This is a genomic window from Thalassobaculum litoreum DSM 18839 (assembly GCF_900102465.1).
In the GTDB taxonomy this organism is placed as follows: domain Bacteria; phylum Pseudomonadota; class Alphaproteobacteria; order Thalassobaculales; family Thalassobaculaceae; genus Thalassobaculum; species Thalassobaculum litoreum.
Genome location: NZ_FNBW01000012.1, coordinates 134,686 through 153,471, shown reverse-complemented (window position 1 = coordinate 153,471; position 18,786 = coordinate 134,686). Strand labels below are relative to the sequence as shown.

General features: G+C 67.8%; 17 protein-coding genes. 6 read left to right on the top strand and 11 right to left on the bottom strand.

Annotation, left to right across the window (positions count from 1 at the left end):
- Window positions 1-20: 20 nt before the first annotated feature.
- The 11 genes from BLS34_RS18745 to BLS34_RS18695 form a co-directional block, all read right to left on the bottom strand.
- A complete protein-coding gene (locus tag BLS34_RS18745) occupies window positions 21-380 on the bottom strand; it encodes a YdbL family probable chaperone protein (protein ID WP_028795703.1) in 360 nt (119 codons plus the stop codon).
- Window positions 377-640, bottom strand: coding sequence for a YnbE family lipoprotein (locus BLS34_RS18740; RefSeq protein ID WP_084619045.1), 264 nt, complete (start codon window positions 638-640; stop codon window positions 377-379). Before BLS34_RS18740 ends, BLS34_RS18745 begins: the two co-directional genes overlap by 4 nt.
- Complete coding sequence (locus tag BLS34_RS18735; protein ID WP_139189395.1) at window positions 573-3,731, bottom strand: intermembrane phospholipid transport protein YdbH family protein; 3,159 nt, start codon at window positions 3,729-3,731, stop codon at window positions 573-575. Before BLS34_RS18735 ends, BLS34_RS18740 begins: the two co-directional genes overlap by 68 nt.
- 109 nt (window positions 3,732-3,840) lie before the next feature.
- A complete protein-coding gene (locus BLS34_RS18730) occupies window positions 3,841-4,248 on the bottom strand; it encodes a F0F1 ATP synthase subunit epsilon (protein ID WP_093152755.1) in 408 nt (135 codons plus the stop codon).
- 54 nt (window positions 4,249-4,302) lie between these two features.
- Entirely contained in the window at window positions 4,303-5,727 is a 1,425-nt protein-coding gene (gene atpD / locus BLS34_RS18725; protein ID WP_028795707.1) for a F0F1 ATP synthase subunit beta, read from the bottom strand.
- A 45-nt stretch (window positions 5,728-5,772) separates the two neighbouring features.
- On the bottom strand, window positions 5,773-6,654 hold the full coding sequence (locus tag BLS34_RS18720; RefSeq protein ID WP_028795708.1) for a F0F1 ATP synthase subunit gamma: 882 nt from the start codon (window positions 6,652-6,654) through the stop codon (window positions 5,773-5,775).
- 47 nt (window positions 6,655-6,701) lie between these two features.
- Window positions 6,702-8,237: a F0F1 ATP synthase subunit alpha gene (gene atpA / locus BLS34_RS18715; RefSeq protein ID WP_028795709.1), complete on the bottom strand. Its 1,536-nt coding sequence runs from the start codon at window positions 8,235-8,237 to the stop codon at window positions 6,702-6,704.
- The gene (locus BLS34_RS18710; RefSeq protein ID WP_093152752.1) at window positions 8,237-8,788 is read right to left on the bottom strand and encodes a F0F1 ATP synthase subunit delta; all 552 of its coding nucleotides are present in this window, start codon (window positions 8,786-8,788) and stop codon (window positions 8,237-8,239) included. Before BLS34_RS18710 ends, atpA begins: the two co-directional genes overlap by 1 nt.
- A gap of 176 nt (window positions 8,789-8,964) precedes the next feature.
- Window positions 8,965-9,582, bottom strand: a complete 618-nt coding sequence (locus tag BLS34_RS18705; protein WP_215906160.1) for a nucleotidyltransferase family protein — start codon at window positions 9,580-9,582, stop codon at window positions 8,965-8,967.
- Complete coding sequence (locus BLS34_RS18700; RefSeq protein ID WP_093152749.1) at window positions 9,548-10,690, bottom strand: hypothetical protein; 1,143 nt, start codon at window positions 10,688-10,690, stop codon at window positions 9,548-9,550. Before BLS34_RS18700 ends, BLS34_RS18705 begins: the two co-directional genes overlap by 35 nt.
- A 203-nt stretch (window positions 10,691-10,893) precedes the next feature.
- Window positions 10,894-11,943 carry a TauD/TfdA family dioxygenase gene (locus tag BLS34_RS18695; protein ID WP_093152747.1) on the bottom strand — a complete coding sequence of 350 codons (1,050 nt, stop codon included), beginning with the start codon at window positions 11,941-11,943 and terminating at the stop codon, window positions 10,894-10,896.
- A 116-nt stretch (window positions 11,944-12,059) separates the two neighbouring features.
- Here BLS34_RS18695 and BLS34_RS18690 point away from each other — a divergent pair, with 116 nt between their 5' ends.
- The 6 genes from BLS34_RS18690 to BLS34_RS18665 all read left to right on the top strand — a co-directional run bounded on the left by BLS34_RS18690 (window position 12,060) and on the right by BLS34_RS18665 (window position 18,782).
- Window positions 12,060-12,836 (top strand): SDR family oxidoreductase, encoded by a 777-nt coding sequence (locus BLS34_RS18690; protein ID WP_093152744.1) that lies wholly within the window; start codon window positions 12,060-12,062, stop codon window positions 12,834-12,836.
- A gap of 42 nt (window positions 12,837-12,878) precedes the next feature.
- Entirely contained in the window at window positions 12,879-13,910 is a 1,032-nt protein-coding gene (locus tag BLS34_RS18685) for an AbrB family transcriptional regulator (protein WP_051245045.1), read from the top strand.
- 82 nt (window positions 13,911-13,992) lie between these two features.
- Window positions 13,993-15,417, top strand: coding sequence for an MmgE/PrpD family protein (locus tag BLS34_RS18680; protein WP_093152742.1), 1,425 nt, complete (start codon window positions 13,993-13,995; stop codon window positions 15,415-15,417).
- A complete protein-coding gene (locus tag BLS34_RS18675; RefSeq protein WP_093152739.1) occupies window positions 15,414-15,887 on the top strand; it encodes a MaoC family dehydratase in 474 nt (157 codons plus the stop codon). The genes BLS34_RS18680 and BLS34_RS18675 overlap by 4 nt, the downstream gene beginning before the upstream one ends.
- Window position 15,888: 1 nt before the next feature.
- On the top strand, window positions 15,889-17,055 hold the full coding sequence (locus BLS34_RS18670) for an acyl-CoA dehydrogenase family protein (protein WP_093152737.1): 1,167 nt from the start codon (window positions 15,889-15,891) through the stop codon (window positions 17,053-17,055).
- Window positions 17,056-17,240: 185 nt separating this feature from the next.
- Window positions 17,241-18,782 (top strand): sensor histidine kinase, encoded by a 1,542-nt coding sequence (locus BLS34_RS18665; RefSeq protein ID WP_093152734.1) that lies wholly within the window; start codon window positions 17,241-17,243, stop codon window positions 18,780-18,782.
- The last annotated feature ends 4 nt before the right edge of the window (window positions 18,783-18,786 follow it).

The following is an 18,786-nucleotide window of genomic DNA, read 5'->3' as shown; positions in this document are numbered from 1 at the left end:
GTCTGCGCCGTTCCGCCCCCCTACTTGCGGATCCAGCGCCCGGCGGCATCCATGATGTAGGTACCGGGTACGGCGCGGTCGATCAGCTTCTGACCGGCCAGAGCCTCCACCTGGTTCAGCGGCACGCTGTTGGAGGCGGCCACGCCGTTATAGGCCTCGCGCCGCTCCGCATTGATGGTGTCGACCAGGGTCCGGGCCTCGGCCGGGGCACCGTCGATCACGCCCAGATAGCCGTCGCGCCGTTCGCCGACCCAGCCGTTGGCCTTCGCCGTGGCGAGATCAAGCGCGTAGCCGAGGCGCGGCATGGCGACCGTGACGAAAGCCCCGACAAGCGCGCCCAACACCAGACGCCGGCTGATCACGCGCTGCAGACCGGTCATTGCTTCTTCCCCCCGAACAGGTCGCTTTCGGTGGAAAACAGATCCTCAAGATCCTTCTCCACCCGGATGCGGACTTCCTGCTCGATCTTGATGTTCAGGTTGATGGTGATGGGCTCCGTCGGCGGCTCGACCCTCACCGTCGGGGTGCAGGCGGCCGCCAGCGTCCCCAGAAGGGCCGCCGCCAGCAGCGCCCTAACCGCCGGTGCGCGCTTCGAGCTTGCGGCGGAGGACGTCCGAGAGACCGAGTGTACGTCTTGCATTGAGGAACATCTCATCCAGGCGACCCGTAAGCGTTACGTTGAGGGCGACGGGGTAGCCGTCGAACAGATCCGGATTGGCACCGCGCACCCGCAGTTTGATATCAAACGGTTCGCCGGGCCGTCCGTTCACCTCGAGATCGAACTTCTCGTAGACGAGGTTGCGAACGGCCCGCATCAGGAGGCTAACCTCCTCTCCTGCATCCTGCAACGCGGCTGGCGGCGATTCCGGTCGGTACTTCACCGTTCCCCCGGGATTGGTCGCGGACAATTCTGCGTTGCGCACCGACAGGCCCTGCTCGAAATCCCAGACAAGCGGCAGACGCCCGGTCAGGGTGCCCGACGCCGTGAGCCCCTCCAGCTCCGTCACTTCCGCCAGCCTGGCGGCGTCCACCGAGTCCACGTCGAGCACCATCGACACCGGCTCGTTCGAGGTCAGCGGGATGGTCACGTCGCGGGTATGAACCGATCCGTCGGCGAAGCGCGCCTGCACCTGCTCCAGCACCAGGTTCAGTTCGGGGTCGATATGGAAGGTCACGGTCGGATCGGCGATGGGCACCCCCACATCGATGCCGGTCGCGGTCAGCACCTGGCCGTCCAGGGTGGTCAGCGGGTCGATCGAGGACAGGCCGACCGCACCGGACAGGCCGCTGACCGTACCGAGCGAGCCGGTGAAGGCGAGGTCTTCCAGAGTCAGGGTCAGCGGATCGTCCGGCGGCACCCCCCGGCCCGGCCATTCGATCGTGCCGTCCAGGGCGACCTTGCCGGACGCGTTGCGCAGGATCGCCGCCGCCGCCGGCGACAGGTCGACCGGCTGCAGACCGCCCGGCACGAAGACCAGGGGATAGAGGGTGATGTCGGCCCGGCCGGTGCCCTTGGCGAGATTGTGGACGCCCTTGGCATCGAGCACGAAGGCGCCGTTCGCGCCGCCGAAACTGGCGGTGAAGGCCAGGTCTCCGTTCGCGGTGCGCGTCGCCATGGCCTCGGCCCGCAGCGGCGAGAAGCGCACCGCCTTGGCCCGGTCGGTCATCCGGTCGGCGGACACCACGATCCGGTCCAGCAGCACGCCGTCCCCGTGGGTGGAGGCCTGCAGTTCCAGGGCCACGCCCGCCAGGGCGATGCCGTCCGGCGCGGCCTCGGTCTCGTCGGCCGGCGCGATATCGATCGCCTCGGTGGAGACCCGCACCACGGCCCCGCCCCGCGCGCCGACGATCCGGGCCTTCACCATCCCGACCGTGGCGCCGAGGTCGATGCGCAGAGGCATGCCGCCATCCACGGCGGCGGTCACCGCCGGCACCACCAGGGGCAGATCCAGCCGGAGCGCCCCGGGGTCATCGAAGCCGTAGCGCAGGACCGGCCGCTCGCCGGCGCGCACCCGCACGGTGAGCGGACCCTCCAGCGCCACGCCGCCGACCTTCGGAATCCGGGAGAGCGTCACCGACCCCTGGCGGTCGAGGAACCCGGCGGTGCCGTTCCCGTCATGCACCACCCGCAGGGGCAGGGCGACCCGCATATCGCGGACGTCGCCGGCATCGAGGTGGGCGATCAGAAGGCCCTTGCCGGACATCGCCTCGGCATCCCCGCTGAGCCGATCGAGCACCAGGCTCGCCGTCCGCAGCCGCAGGTCGCCGCTGGAAAGCCCGGCCAGGGTCATCGTGCCGGTGGCCGCGGTCAGCCTCGGTCCGGCTCCGGCCAGCAGCAGTCCGGCATCGCCGTCGAAGGATGCGGAGGCGCCGCCCTCCACCTCGGCCGCGATCGGCCCGCCCAGGGCGATTTCCGGCGCGTGAAAGGGGTCGCGGATGGTCAGGCGGAACGCCTTGTCCTCCTGGCCGAGCGTCGCGGTCACCGTCCCCGCGCCCAGGACCTCGACCAGTTCCCCGGGCAAGAGGCCGGGCGCCAGAGAGAGGCTGGCCCGCTCCAGGGTCTCCAGGGCCAGGGTCCCGGCGGCGATGGCCACGCCGAACCGGCCCTCGGCCGCGCCGTCGGGCGCGCTGGCGGTCAGGTCGATGCTCCCGGAAGCGACGGTCCCCGCCCAGGCCTGCTCGGCGCCGCTCAGCGCCGCCGGCACCGCACCGCGGAGGGTGCCCGACACCTGGCCCTCGGCGCCGCGCGGCGGCTGCCGCAGGGCGGCGGCGACCAGTCGGTCGACGGTCGCCAGTTCGGCGTTCAGGTCCACCGCCACGTGCCGGCGGTCGCCGTCCACCGGATCGGCGGCCACGGCCAGGCGCAGGTCGGGCCGCTCCCGGTCGCCCAGACGGAAGACCGCGGAAAGGCCGAGCGGGTCCATGCGCAGATGGGCGGACGGCACCGCCACCGCCACACCGGAGGCCTCCGCGCTGTCGGCGCGCAGATCGGCAATGGCCTCGATCTCGCCGCCCTCGTCGATCTCTACCGAGGCGGTTCCCCGCAGGCCGGCGGCGGAAAGATCGCCGTGGCGGACCCTGGCATCGGTCAGGGTGGCGTTCAGGCGGGTGTGGTCGTCGCCCAGCGAGACCTGGAAGCGCCCGGCCCCGTCGGCCCGCCAGGCATCCCCCTCCACCGCGCCGGCCCCGTCCGCGGCGAGGCCGATTGCGCCGTCGCTCTCGCCCAGGGTTCCGCTGGCCGACAGGCGACCCTGCGCCGCCCCACGGACATCGATGACCGCATCCGAGAACCGCACCACCGGCAGCGGGGCCCCGCCGTCCACGCCGTCGCCCCCTTCGCCCAGCGCCCGTAGAGGTTCCAGCGGGCCGAGGGTGACGCTTCCGTCCTCCCCCACGGTCAGAATGAGATGGGGGCGGTCGAGGGCGATGGCGCGCACCTCCCCCCGCAGCAGGTCGCGCCAGTCATAGCTCACCAGGACTTCGTCCGCCGCGAAACCATCGGGGCCGTTGACCTCGACCGATTTGAACGCCATCCGGTCGGCGGACAGCGAGTCGATCCTGAAGCCGAGGTCGCTGATCACCGGGGCGTCGGCACCGCGGCCCGTGGCCCAATGGTTGACGGCCCATTTGGCGGCCCCGGGCGCCCAGGTATCGCGGGTCAGCCACGCCACGGGCAGCCCGATCGCAAGGATCAGGAGCACGACCAGCAAAATTCTGGCGAGCCACCGCACCGTCATACCTCCCGGGGTTTTCCCGCGAATCACCGGTCAATTATGACAACACGACAAAGGGCCGTCCAACGGACGACCCTTCATCGAAGAAATTAGCTGTAAACGCCTGTCAGGCGGCGCGTTTCGCCCGGGCCATCGCCTGCAGGGTGACGACCCGCGCCTCGAGCCGCTCGCGCTCGCCGGTATCGGACACGTCCTTCAGCACATCGCGGGTATCGGCGATGTCCTTGTCGACCTTGGCCGGATCGATCTCGTCCAACGGCACGGCGTTCTCCGCCAGGACGGTGCATCGCTCCTCGGTCACCTCGGCGAAGCCGCCGGCGACGAAGATGCGCTCGACCACCGAGCCGCCTTCGTAGATGTCGATGATGCCTGCATCCAGCGTCGAGATCATCGGCGCGTGGCGCGGCAGGACACCGAAATAACCCTCGGTGCCCGGCACGACGACCATCTCGACGGCACGGCTGAGAACCAGCCGCTCCGGGGAGACGAGTTCGAACTGCGTGGTCTCCGCCATGGGATCCCTCTTTGTTGCCGGCCGTCAGGCCGCCTTACCCAACTCAGGCGGCGATCAGGCCGCCTCGGCCGCCATCTTCTTGGCCTTCGCGATGGCCTCGTCCATGCCGCCGACCATGTAGAACGCCGATTCCGGCAGGCCGTCATGCTCGCCTTCGACGATCTCCTTGAAGCCCTTGATGGTGTCTTCAAGGCTGACCAGCTTGCCCGGCGAGCCGGTGAAGACCTCGGCCACGTGGAACGGCTGGCTGAGGAAGCGCTGGATCTTGCGGGCGCGGGCCACGACCAGCTTGTCCTCTTCGGACAGCTCGTCCATGCCGAGAATGGCGATGATGTCCTGCAGCGACTTGTACTGCTGCAGCACTTCCTGCACCCGGCGGGCGACGTTGTAGTGCTCGTCGCCGATGATCCGCGGATCGAGCATGCGCGAGGTGGAGTCGAGCGGATCGACGGCCGGGTAGATGCCCAGCTCGGCGATCGAGCGGTTCAACACCGTGGTGGCGTCGAGGTGCGAGAACGACGTGGCAGGCGCCGGGTCGGTCAGATCGTCGGCCGGCACGTAAATCGCCTGGACCGAGGTGATCGAGCCCTTCTTGGTGGTGGTGATGCGCTCCTGCAGCTGGCCCATGTCCGTGGACAGGGTCGGCTGATAGCCCACCGCGGAGGGGATACGGCCGAGCAGGGCCGACACCTCGGAACCCGCCTGGGTGAAGCGGAAGATGTTGTCCACGAAGAACAGCACGTCCTGGCCTTCCTCGTCGCGGAAGTACTCGGCCAGGGTCAGACCGGTCAGGCCGACGCGCGCACGGGCACCCGGCGGCTCGTTCATCTGGCCGTAGACCAGCGCGGCCTTGGAGCCAGGGCCGTCCTCGACGATAACGCCGGACTCGACCATCTCGTGGTAGAGGTCGTTGCCCTCGCGGGTACGCTCGCCCACGCCGGCGAACACGGAATAACCGCCGTGCGCCTTGGCGACGTTGTTGATCAGCTCCATGATGAGCACGGTCTTGCCCACGCCGGCGCCGCCGAACAGGCCGATCTTACCGCCCTTGGCGTACGGGGCGAGCAGGTCGATGACCTTGATGCCCGTGACCAGGATCTCGGCTTCGGTCGACTGGTCGATGTATTCCGGGGCCGGACGGTGGATCGGGTAGCGCATCTTCGACTCGACCGCCGGGCGCTCGTCCACCGGATCGCCGATGACGTTCAGGATACGACCCAGGGTCTCCGGGCCGACCGGCACGGTGATCGGGGCACCGGTATCCGTCACCGGCGAGCCGCGGACCAAACCTTCGGTCGCGTCCATGGCGATCGTGCGCACGGTGTTCTCGCCCAAGTGCTGCGCCACCTCGAGAACCAGCGTGCTATCGCCGTTCTTGGTGTGCAGGGCGTTCAGAATCGCGGGCAGGTCGCCTTCGAACTGCACGTCGACGACGGCGCCGATGACCTGCTGAATTTTGCCGGTTGCGTTGTTCGCCATGCTCTCAGCTCCTCGGTTGGGCGGCGGGCGCGGGCTCTAGGGCCCTTAGAGCGCCTCGGCGCCCGAAATGATCTCGATCAGTTCTTTAGTGATGTAGGCCTGACGCGTCCGGTTGTAGGTCAGCGTCAGCTTGTTGATCATGTCGCCGGCGTTGCGGGTGGCGCTATCCATGGCCGTCATCCGCGCGCCGTGCTCGCTGGCGGCATTCTCCAGCAGGCCGGTGAAGATCTGGGTCGCCACGTTGCGCGGCAGGAGAGCCGCCAGGATCGACTCCTCGTCCGGCTCGAACTCGTACAGCGCCTTCAGCTCGCCGGTGTCCTCTTGCTCGCCCTCCGGCAGGTTCGCCGGAATGAGCTGCTGCTCGGTGACGACCTGGGTCATCGCCGACTTGAAGCGGTTGAAGAACATCGTGGCGACATCGAATTCGCCGTCCTCGAAGCGACGGATCAACTCGCGGCCGATCTCGTCGGCCACGGTGAACCCGACCACGGTGCGGGCAAGGTTCTCCTTGGAGGAGATGATCTTGTCGCCATGGACGCGGCGCAGCTGATCGCGGCCCTTGCGGCCGACGGTCATGACCTTGACCGTCTTACCTTCGGCGAGCAGCTTGTCGATCTTGCGGCGCGCGGCGCGCACGATCGTCGAGTTGAAACCGCCGCACAGACCACGGTCCGCGGTGGCGACGACGATCAGGTGAACGTCGTCGCGCCCGGTGCCGGTCAGCAGCTTCGGGCCGTCGCCGCCGGAGACATTGGCCCCCAGCGCGGCGATCATGCGGTCCATGCGAACGGCATAGGGACGCGCTGCCTCGGCGGCCTCCTGGGCACGCTTCAGCTTCGCCGCCGCGACCATCTTCATCGCCGAAGTGATCTTTTGCGTCGACTTGACGCTATTGATCCGGACTTTCAGGTCCTTGAGATTGGGCATCGTCCCGTCCGCTTATCGTTGGATCGCGTGGCCGACCGATCCCTCGCTTACGCGAAGGTCTTGGCGAAGTTCTCCATGAACGAGGAGAGCTTGGCCGAGGTATCGTCGGACAGGGCCTTCTCGGTGCGGATCGTCTCCAGGATCCCCGGCTCCTTGCTCTTGATCTCCGACAGGAGCGACTGCTCGAAGCGGCCGATCTCGGCGATCGCGATCTTGTCCAGGTGTCCCTTCACGCCGGCGAAGATCGACACGACCTGCTCCTCGACCGGCATCGGGCTGAACTGAGCCTGCTTGAGCAGCTCGGTCAGGCGCGATCCGCGGGCCAGAAGCCGCTGGGTCGAGGCATCCAGGTCGGAGGCGAACTGCGCGAACGCGGCCATCTCGCGATACTGGGCCAGCTCCAGCTTGATCGAGCCGGCGACCTGCTTCATCGCCTTGATCTGGGCGGCGGAGCCGACGCGCGACACTGACAGGCCGACGTTCACCGCCGGGCGGATGCCCTTATAGAACAGCTCGGTCTCCAGGAAGATCTGCCCGTCGGTGATCGAAATCACGTTGGTCGGGATGTAGGCCGACACGTCACCGGCCTGGGTCTCGATGACCGGCAGGGCGGTCAGCGAGCCGGCGCCGTTGGCGTCGTTCAGCTTCGCCGCACGCTCGAGCAGACGGGAGTGCAGGTAAAACACGTCGCCCGGATAAGCCTCGCGGCCCGGCGGGCGGCGCAGCAGCAGCGACATCTGGCGGTAGGCGACGGCCTGCTTGGACAGATCGTCATACACGATCACGGCGTGCATGCCGTTGTCGCGGAAATACTCGCCCATGGCGCAGCCGGCATACGGGGCCAGGAACTGCAGCGGGGCAGGCTCCGACGCGGTCGCGGCGACGACGATGGAGTATTCCATCGCGCCGTAATCCTCGAGCGTCTTCACGATCTGCGCGACCGTGGAGCGCTTCTGGCCGATCGCGACGTAGACGCAGAAGAGCTTCTTGCTCTCGTCGTCGCCGGCGGCGTCGTTGACGACCTTCTGATTGATGAAGGTGTCGATGGCGATGGCGGTCTTGCCGGTCTGGCGGTCACCGATGATCAGCTCGCGCTGGCCGCGGCCGACCGGGATCAGGCTGTCGATCGCCTTCAGGCCGGTCTGCATCGGCTCGTGCACCGACTTGCGCGGCATGATGCCCGGCGCCTTGACCTCGACGCGCTTGCGCTCGACGTTTTCCAGCGGACCCTTGCCGTCGATCGGGTTGCCGAGACCGTCGACCACGCGGCCGAGCAGACCCCGGCCGACCGGCACGTCCACGATGGCGCCGGTCCGCTTGACCGTGTCGCCTTCCTTGATGTCGCGGTCGTCGCCGAAAATCACGATACCGACATTGTCGGACTCGAGGTTCAGCGCCATGCCCCGAATACCGTTCGGGAACTCGACCATCTCACCGGCCTGGACCTGGTCGAGGCCGTAGACGCGGGCGATACCGTCACCGACGGACAGGACCTGACCGACTTCCGCGACCTCGGCCTCGGCACCGAAGTTTGCGATCTGATCTTTCAGGATAGAGGAGATCTCGGCGGCGCGGATTTCCATCAGCCAACCCCTTTCATGGCGAACTGCAGGCGCTGCAGCTTGGTGCGAAGCGAACTATCGATCATGCGCGAGCCCACGCGCACGATCAGACCACCGATCAGCGAGGGATCGACGGTCAGATTAACGGAGACCTTCTGGCCGACGACCTTGCGCAGGGCGTCGGTAACCGCCTGAACCTCGTCCTCGGACAGGGCGACGGCGGAAGCAACTTCGGCGGCGACCTCGCCACGGCGGCGGGCCAGCTCCTCGAGATAGGCGGTGATGATGCCCGGCAGCGCGAACAACCGGCGGTTGGACGCCAGCACGCCCAGGAACTTGGTGGTCAGCGGATTGGCGCCGAACTTGTCGCAAAGCGCCGCCACTCCCTTGGTCTGGTCGGCGCGCGACAGAACCGGCGAGCGGATCAGCCGAACGAACTCCTCGCTCTCGGCGAGCAGCTGACGCAGGGAGGTCAGGTCCCCCGCGACGTCGTCCAACGCCTTCTGGTCGTCAGCCAGCTCGTACAACGCCAAAGCGTAGCGAGCGGCGAGGCCTTTTGATTGCGAAGCCACCTGGAAGCGCCCCTTCGTCCCGTTTGACGACCCGCCCGAACTCGTTGAAATTTCTGAGTTCTCGACGCGCCGATCGAACACAATATTCGGCCGGCGAAGATGACTCTCGCCAGCGCGAAGGCTCTCTAGCACAGGGGTATGGGGGGTGCAAGACGGTGAGGCACCGGAAAACGGCCTCAGCGTGGCCCCGCGCCAGTGCCCACTCTTTGCGCAATCGTCAGCCAGGGCCAGCGGTCCCGGTAGCTTTGCATCTTTTCGAGCGCCCGGCCGGGCGTCGGCGTGGCCGGATTGGCCGCCAGCCGGCCGGCGTACAGATCCTCCAACCCATAGGGCGCATAAAGCTCCCGCCCGGGCGTCAGGCCGACACAGGTACACAGCACCTGAAACAGATCGATGCCGTCGCGCGCCCGCGCCACGGGCGGATACTCGGCCCCGAACCGGTGCGGGTACCACAGCGGCACCCGCTTCTGGTTCTTGAACTCCACCTCGACGCCGAGATCGGCCAGCAGGGCCGTCCCGCGCCGGATCACCGCGTCCTCGGCCTCCCAGCTCGTTTCCTCGTCCCAGTAGAACACGTCGTAGTCCTTGACGTTCTCCGCCGGCGGCCGCCCGGCCAGGCGGTTCCACACCGCCTGGTACAGACACCCCGCCACCAGCCAGGGCTGGTCGATGCCCAGATCCGGCAGCCGGTCGAGGAGCGCGCCGTTGACCGGATTGGCCAGGGCATCGGCGATGAACCGCTCAGGCGGGATCATCGCCTCATGCCAGCCGCTCGGCCACGGCGGAGAGAACATCCTCGCGCGTCCGCCAAGGCGCCTTCGGGTCGTCGAGCCCGAACATGCCGCGGGTCAGTTCGTCGGTCGGGTCCATCAGCGGGAAGGACTGCGAGTTTCGTGCGGCCTCTTCGAACCTGGGGTGTCCGCGCGGCAGGAAGACCGCGTTGAAGAGCGCCATCTGCTTGCCGTTCGGCAAAGGTGCCGCCGCCAAACCGGTGGCATCGAGCTGGGTGGGGATCATGGCCAGCGGCGCGAAGCCCGCGCCGATCACCGTCGTCAGCGCCTTCGCCGGCGGTATCTCTCCGCCGCCGAGGCACTGCGCCCAGAACACGCCATCCGGCTTGAGCACCGTCGCGGCCAGGGCCGCGTAGTATTTCAGGGCGGTGATGTTCATCTCGGTCAGATTGGCATTGGACATGACGACGTCGTAGCGGCGTTCGGCGACCGCCTCCAGCTGCCACCAGGGGAAATGCTCGGCCCGGATCTTCCGGCTCACAGACAAGAACTGGGGCGGCTCGTCGTTGTCGAGAATGCCGCCGGCAACGTCGCGCATCCGGTCGTAGGCAATGCCGCCGAACCCCGGCCGGCTGGCATCGAGCTGCGCCTGGTCCCTGAAACCCGAGCCATAGACATGCCGGTTGACGAAATTCTGCATCAGATAAAACGACTCCATGACCTCGACGGAATCGTAGCGCCGAATGGAGCTGTCCTTGGACAGGAAGAATGAAATCAGGCCGGTTCCGGGACCGATTTCCAGGATGTCGCCACGCGACGGGATACCTCTCAGCTTTCGGGCGATCGCATATTGCGAAATCATGCCCGACAACGGCATCGGAACCTCACTGGGCGCGAAATTGGCCAGGAAGAACTCCGCGTACTCGACCAGCGCGGCGACCAGATCGCCCATCGCTTCGTCGCTCAGACCGCCGAGCTCGGAGACGAAGGCATCGAACCGGTTCTCATGCATGTGATCCAGCAGCACGATCAACTCGTCGACGGAGTTCAGCCGGTACGGGAAGGCCTGACCGATCATTTTCGAGCCCGTGCCGTGGATGGCGATGTGGCGCAGGCAGCGGACGGACTGATACCCGAGGGATTCTGAGAGCCTGTACGACGCGATATCCATGGATCGTCCCTCCAGCTACTCGGCCCGGACACTTAGCCCAGTCACTCGGAAGCCTCGGTCGGAGGCGAGCTTACCAGGGAAACGCGGACACAAGGGCGGGTATAGAAAATCCCCACGCTGCCAGGGCTGCACGACCCGACGCGATTGTCGGTGCCGGCAAAGGATGTTCGGCCGAATCGCCCGGCCGGACATCCTCGGACGGCTTATTCCGCCGCTTGGGCGCGCACCCGCACGCCGCCGCGCGGGCCGGTGTTCATCCGGTCGGCAAAGTTGCGGTCGAGCGGGCGGCCGTCGCGCAGGTTCAGCCAGAGCCGCCACAGGTCGCGCCGGCGCTCCTCCTCCGGCCAGTCCTCGAAGGCGTTGCGGGCGTGCAGGACCGTGTGGTTCGACAGGAACTGAATGTCGCCCTGCTGGAACACCATGTCGTAGCGGAACGGCTTGCTCATCGCGAGTTCGCCCACCGCCTTCACCGCCTCCAGCGCCTTGCCTTCGAGTGGCTGGCCGGCCTTGCGCATGCCGTCGACGATGGTCTTCTCGTTGAAGCGGCAGGACATCCGACCCTCGAACCAGGAGAACACCGGCACCTTGTGGAAGGTGGTCTCGTCCGGATTGTCGGTCGCGCCCTCGCCGCGCAGGTCGAAATGGAAGCCTTCCATCAGGTAGGGCAGGTACTCCGGATGTTCCTTGGCGATGTGGTTGTACACCGCCAGGGACGAGGCGATCAGGCTCTCGCCGCCGGACTTGGCCGGATGGCGGCACAGCAGGCCGACCACGTCGGCGGCGTCGCAATGGGCCTTGAGCTGAGCGCTGGTGGTGTAGCCGCGCACGTTCTTGGCCTGGTAGTCCCGGCCCTGGTCGCGCACATGGCCGAGCAGGTGGCCGTCGGCGTTCTGCGCCACCGGCAGGCCGAGATGCACGCCGATGCCCCAATACAGCGCCAGCAGCGCGTCCTCGTCGTAGCGCTTGGCATCCAGCCCCCGGATCAGCACGAAGCCGCGCCCGTTGTCGATCTCATGCGCCCAGCCGGCGATGGTGTCGGCCAGAGCGGTCAGCGGAAAGTCGTCGCGGATGAACCGCTGCGCGGTCAGGCCCTTGGCGAGCACCGCCTCCACGGCCCGGTCCAGCTCGGCAATCTCGCCGTCGGACAGGCGGTGGATCCAGCGCTCGTCGCGCTCCAGATCCTCGGCCAGCCAGACCGCCGGATCGTCCACGGGACCGTCGGGCATCGCGATGGCGGGCACTGGGGTTGCCATGATTTCCTCTCCTTAAGGCTCGCTCCCCCGACGGGAACGGATCCCCCATGACGGGTAGCAATGCAGCTCTGACGGCGCTTATTGTTGCGATTAAATCATCACAGGGGAGGAATGTCATGAGGCTGGATGGAAAGTCCGCCATCGTCACCGGCGCCAGCCAGGGCATCGGCGCCGCCATCGCCGAAGCCTATGCGAAGGCGGGCGCGGAGGTGCTGATCACCGCCCGCAGCCAGGAGAAGCTCGATGCCGTCGCTTCCGGAATCCGGGCCGCCGGTGGCCGGGCGGAGACCTTCGCCGGGGACCTGAAGCAGCCCGGCACCGCGGCCGAGGTGGTGGACGCCGCGGTCACGGCGTTCGGCAAGCTGGACATCCTCGCCCACAGCGCCGGCGCGACGAAATACGGCGACTTCTTCGATCTGACCGATGCCGATTTCGAGGACGGATTCGCCCTCAAGTATTACGGGGCCGTGCGCATGACCCGGGCCGCCTGGCCGCATCTGATGAAGACCAAGGGCTGCATCCTGAACGTCATCGGCGTCGGCGCCCGGGTGTCGGAGAAGAACTTCGCCATCGGCGGGTCGGTCAACTCCGCGCTGACCAATTTCACCAAGGCCATGGCCGACCGCGGCGTGCAGGACGGGGTGCGGGTCAACGCCATCCATCCGGGCCCGGTGCTCACCCCGCGCATCCGTCAGCGGGTCGAGTTCATCATGCGCGAGGAGGGCATCGACGAGGCCGCCGCCCTGGCGAAGATGGAGGCGAACTGGCGGGTGATGCGGCTCGGCAAACCGGAGGATATCGCCAACCTCGCCGTTTTCGCGGTGTCGGAGGCCGGCAACCTTCTGCAAGGTAGCGTGATCGACATGGACGGGGGCGCCACCCGCGCCCTCTGAGCGAGCCCGCACCCGCCCGGCTCTCAATCTGAAGGTCTCCGAATGCGCCACGCTGGACTCTGGTTGCTCACCCTCGCCCTGGGCGGCCTCGGCGGGTACGCGTTCTCGCGCCTGGGGGTGCCGCTCGCCTGGCTGTTGGGCAGCCTGGCGGTGGTGGCGGCGGTCGGCCTGTGCGGCTTCAGGCTGGCGATGCCGCCGGGCGGGCGCCAGGTCGGGCAGGTGCTGCTCGGCTGCGCCATCGGCCTGACCTTCACCCCGCAGGTCGCCGCCTATGTCGCCGGCTTCCTGCCGGTGATGATCGGCGCCGCCTTCCTGTCCATCGGATACGGCGTCCTGGCTGGCCTCGCCCTGCTGCGGACGTCCGGCACCGATCCGGCGACCGCCTTCTTCTCCAGCGTGCCCGGCGGGGTGGTGGAAATGTCGGTGCTGGCCGAACAGCATAAGGGCGACACCGCCTCGGTCTCGCTCGCCCAGTCCCTGCGCATCCTGCTGGTGGTCATCACGATCCCGCCGATCGTCACCCTTCTCGGCCTGACCGGCTCCGACCCGTTCGAGCTGCTCGTCCTACCGTTTCAGCCCCTCGGGCTCGCCGTGCTGCTGGCGGGATGCGCGGCGCTGGGCTGGCTCGGCGGCCGGCGCAAGATCGCCAATGCCTGGTTCCTCGGCCCCATGCTCGTGGCCCTGGCCGTGTCGATCTCGGGCAACGTGCTGTCCGGCGTGCCGACGGAACTGGTCAACTTCGCCCAGGTGGTGATGGGCGCCACGCTGGGCCTGCGCTACCAGCGCGACCGGGTCCTCGCCCTGCGCCGGTTCCTGGCCCCGGCCTTCCTGTCGACGGTGATCCTGGTCGGGCTCAACGTGGCGACGGGCATCGTCATCGGCCTGTTGGTCGGTCTGCCGCCGGTAACCATGGCCCTGGCGATCTCCCCCGGCGGCATGGCCGAGATGAGCATCACCGCCAAGATCCTGCACCTGGGCGTGCCCATCGTCGTCGCCTTCCACGTGGTGCGGATCTTCCTGGTGATCGGCTTCACCGGGCAGGTCTACAAGCGGGTGTTCCTGCCACGGGCCTAGCGCAAGTTAGCGGTTTGACGGGCCCGGTGCCGGCTCCTACGCTTCCTCCCAACAAACAAATGCCGCTCCATGGGAGGAGACGATGACCGTTCAGGACAGCCTCGACGTCACCCGCGCGCTTGGCGATTTCGCCGCCGGTCTGACGCTTTCCGACATTCCCGAGGACGTGGCATCCCGGGCCAAGACGCTGATTCTCGACACCATGGGCATCGCCGTGCGCGCCCAGCACGAAGCGCCCTCCACCCCGTCCCTGATCGCCGCCGCCCGGGCGCTCGGCTACGCCAACGGATCCGCCCGGGTGATCGGCAGCCGAGACGGCTGGACCCCGCCGGGGGCGGCCTGGCTGAACGGCGCGCTGGCCCACAGCCTCGATTTCGACGACACCCATGCCGGCGGCTCGATCCACCCGTCGGCGCCGATCGTGCCGGCCGCCTTCGCCGCCGCCGAGATGTCGGGCTGCGACGGCGCGACGGTGCTGGCCGCGATCATCGCCGGCTACGAGGTGCAGATCCGCCTGTCGCTCGCCCTCAACCCGATCGACCACTACAACCGCGGCTACCACCCGACCGCCACCTGCGGCGTGTTCGGCGCGGCGGCCGCCGCCGGGCGCTGTCTCGGCCTCTCCGGCGAGCGCATCGCCGCCAGCTTCGGCATCGCGCTCAGCCAGTCCGCCGGATCGCTGGAGTTCCTGGCCGAAGGCTCGTGGAGCAAGCTGTTCCAGGTCGGCTGGGCGGCGCAGAGCGGTGTGGTCGCCGCCCGCCTTGCCGCCGAGGACTTCAAGGCGCCGGCGCATGGGATCGACGGCAAGCGCGGCTTCCTCGCCCTCTACGCCCCGAACGCCACGCCGGCCAAGGCCGCCGCCGGGCTGGGCAGCGTGTGGGAGACCCTGAACGTCGCGGTGAAACCCTACCCCTCCTGCCGCTACAGCCACGCGCCGATGGATGCGGTGATGGCGCTGCGGGCGGCCAACGACATCAAGGCGGAGGAGGTCACCACCATCCGCATCGGCCTGCCGGCGAACGGCATGACCATTATCGGCGGCCCGATCGAGATGAAGCGAAAGCCGGTCACTGTGGTGGACGGCCAGTTCTCCATGCCGTTCCTCGCCGCCGCCGCCCTGCGCCTGGGCGGGTTCGGCTGGGACGACTACAAGACCCACCTGACCGACAAGACCACCCTGGACCTGACCAACAAGGTTTCCTGTGAGCTCGACGCCCGCTGCGATGCCGCCTTCCCGGCGAACATGGCCGGATCGGCGACCATCGAGACCACCCGCGGCAGCTTCGAGACCTTCGTCGAGGTGCCCAAGGGCGAGCCGGACAACTGGCCGAGCGAGGACGAGCATCGGGCGAAGTTCGATGCGCTGGTCGGCCCCTGCCTGCCGCCAGAGCGGGCGGCCGCCCTGGCCGAGGCCATCCTGAGCCTGGACCGTCAGACCGCCATCGCCGGGGTGCTCGACCTGTCGCGTCCGGCGCCGCAGCCCCTGCGCGCGGCGGGTGAGGAATGAGCGGAGCCAGGGACGGCGACGGCCGGTACTACGACGACTTCGCCGTCGGCGACGTCTACGAGCACTGGCCGGGCCGGACCATCAACGAGGCCGATAACACCTGGTTCACCCTGCTGACCATGAACACCCATCCGGCGCATTTCGATGCGGAATACGCCGCCGGGACGGAGTTCGGCCGGCTGCTGGTGAATTCCTGCCTGACCCTGTCGATCGTGACCGGCATGACGGTGCGAGACACCTCGCAGCGGGCGATCGCCAATCTGGGCTGGACCGACATCAAGATGCCGGCCCCGGTCTTCGTCGGCGACACGCTCTATGCCAGCTCCGAAATCCTGGAGAAGCGGGAATCCAAATCCCGCCCGCACCAGGGCATCGTCCGCTTCGCCACCACCGGCCGCAAGCAGGACGACACCGTGGTCATGACCTACGAACGCACCATCCTGGTGCCGATACGCCCGCAGGAGGGGTGAGATGGCGGTGGCGGAAGACCAGGCGGCCCTGGACGAACAGGAAGCCCTGATTCTCGACGCGGTCGACCGCTTCCTGGAGCGCGACGTGCGCCCGGTCGCCCACGACCTGGAGGCCCGCGACGAATGGCCGGCCAAGATCGTGGAGAAGATGAAGGATCTGGGCCTGTTCGGCGCCACCATAGGCGAGGAATACGGCGGCCTCGGCCTCTCGGCGGCGACCTACTCGAAGATCGTGGAGCGGGTGTCGGCGGTCTGGATGTCGGTCTCCGGCATCTTCAACAGCCACCTGATCATGGCCCAGGCGGTCGAGCGCGCCGGCACAGAGGAGCAGAAGCGCAAGTGGCTGCCCAAGTTCGCCAGCGGCGAACTGCGCGGCGGCATCGCCCTGACCGAACCGGATGCCGGCACCGACCTTCAGGGCATCCGCACTACCGCCCGTAAGGACGGCAACGGCTACCGGGTCAACGGCACCAAGACCTGGATCTCCAACTCGGTGCAGGGCCACCTGCTGGCCGTGCTGGTGAAGACCGACCCGCAGGCGGAACCGCGGCACAGAGGCATGTCCCTGATGCTGATCGAGAAGGGCGAGGGGGTCTCCGTCTCCAAGCTGGAGAAGCTCGGCTACAAGGGCATCGATTCCGGCGAGCTGGTCTATGACGACTGTTTCGTGCCGGCCGACAACCTGATCGGCGGCGAGGAGGGCCGGGGGCTGCAGCAGATCCTCGGCGGGCTGGAGCTCGGCCGGATCAACGTCGCCGCCCGCGGCGTCGGCATCGCCCGCGCCTGTCTGGAAGAGAGCGTGCGCTACGCCCAACAGCGCAAGACCTTCGGCAAGCCGATCGCCGACCACCAGGCGATCCAGTTCAAGCTGGCAGACATGGCGACCCAGGCCGAGGCCGCCCGCCTCCTGGTCGAGCAGGCCGCCAAGGCCTATGACCGGGGCGAGCGCTGCGACCTGGAGGCCGGCATGGCCAAGCTGTTCGCCACCGAGGCCGCCGTTCACAACTCCCTGGAGGCGATGCGCCTGCACGGCGCCTACGGCTATTCCAAGGAATTCAACATCGAGCGCTACTACCGCGACGCTCCCCTGCTGGCGATCGGCGAAGGGACCAACGAGCTGCAGCGGATCATCATCGCCAAGCAGTTGGTCGCGCGCTCTCCCGCTTAGACCGCCTCCGCATAGGTGCGCCGTCCCGCAGGAGGGGCGGCTATCGAATTTTCGAAAATTTGATTTTCATTGTAGTTTTTCTGCAATGCCTGCAATCAATAGGTTCAGAGTATTCGATGCTCGGCGTCAGATGACCGAACTCGGCCGCCGCCGACCGGCGTGACGATCGAACGGGGCGAGGCGGAATGATCGAAGCCTCAGGTGCACAGGGCGCAGATCCGGGACCGATCGCGTGGTCCAAACGCGCACCGACGGTCGCCTATGCGATCGGCCTGACGCTGGTCGGCCTGATCGCCACGGTGATCTGGCTCACCACCATCTTCATGGTCTCGACCCAGGACCAGCTTGCCGCCGAGATCAATGTCGCCGGACGTCAGCGCATGCTGACTCAGAAGACCGCTTTCCTGACGGCGTCCCTGCCCGCCGCGACGCCGGCCGAACGGTCCGACCTCATCGCCGAGATTTCGGCCTGCACGGATCTGCTGGAGCGCGCGCACCGGATCATGCTGAGCCGGAATGCCGAGGCGCTGCAGGCAACGGCGGCCGAAGGCGCGGACTGCCTGCCCGGGGCGGTGGAGCCGATGCCCCAGGGCGAGATGTCGCCTGCCCTCGGCGCCGCCTATTTCGACGGCCCCCAGCCGGTCGATCCGCTGCTCACCCGCTATATCGGGCTGCTGCGCACCCTGATCGCGCTTCCGCCGGGGGCGGCCGAGAGGATCGACGCGACCCAGGCGGCGATCTTCGACATCGCCCATACCGATCTTCCCCGCCGGCTGGACCGCGTCGCCCAGATCATCCAGCGCGAGGGCGAGGCCCATCTCGAGCAGCTGGTGCTGACCAAGACCCTGATGTGGGTGGCGACCCTGATTCTGCTGGTACTGGAGGTCATCTTCATCTTCCGCCCGATGGTCCGCCATATCGAGCGGACGGTCCGGTCGATCCAGCACATGGCCTTCTCGCTGGCGGAACGCAGCCGCGCGGAGGAGGAGCTGCGGCTCGCCAACGACGCCAAGACCCGGTTCCTGGCGCAGATGAGCCACGAACTGCGCACGCCGCTGAACGCCATCATCGGCTACGCGCAACTGCTGGACTCGGCCGACAGCCTCGGGATAACGCCGGCCAAGCGCAAGGAATACGCCGGCGACATCAAGGCGTCCGGCGAACACCTGCTCGAGTTGGTGACCGACCTACTCGACCTGTCGCGGATCGAGACCGACACGATCAGCGTCAACCGGGACATCGTCGATATCGGCCGGGTCGTCGGCGGCGTGGCGGCGATGATGCGCACCAAAAGCCACGACCGGCATCAGCACATCACCGTCGCCCGTCCCGATTTCCCGGTTTCCGCCCGCATCGACGAGCGGTTGCTGCGCCAGGCGCTGATCAATCTGGTCGACAACGCGGTGAAGTACGGACGCGACGGCGGCCATGTCCACATCGCCTTCGCGCAACCCGACCAGGACGACGTGGAGATCGTCGTCGAGGATGACGGGATCGGCTTCGACATGCGCGACCTGTCCATGCTGATGGAGCCGTTCGCCCGGGCGCAGTCGGATCCGACGGTGGCGCCGGACGGGTTCGGCCTCGGCCTGCCGCTGGCCCGGCGCCTGATCGAGCTGCAGGACGGCGCCCTGACCCTGTGGAGCGCGCCCGGGAAGGGCACCCGGGCGCTTGTCCGAGTGCCCTCGGTCGAGCGGCCGTACAGACCGTATCCGGCCGGCGACTGACCGG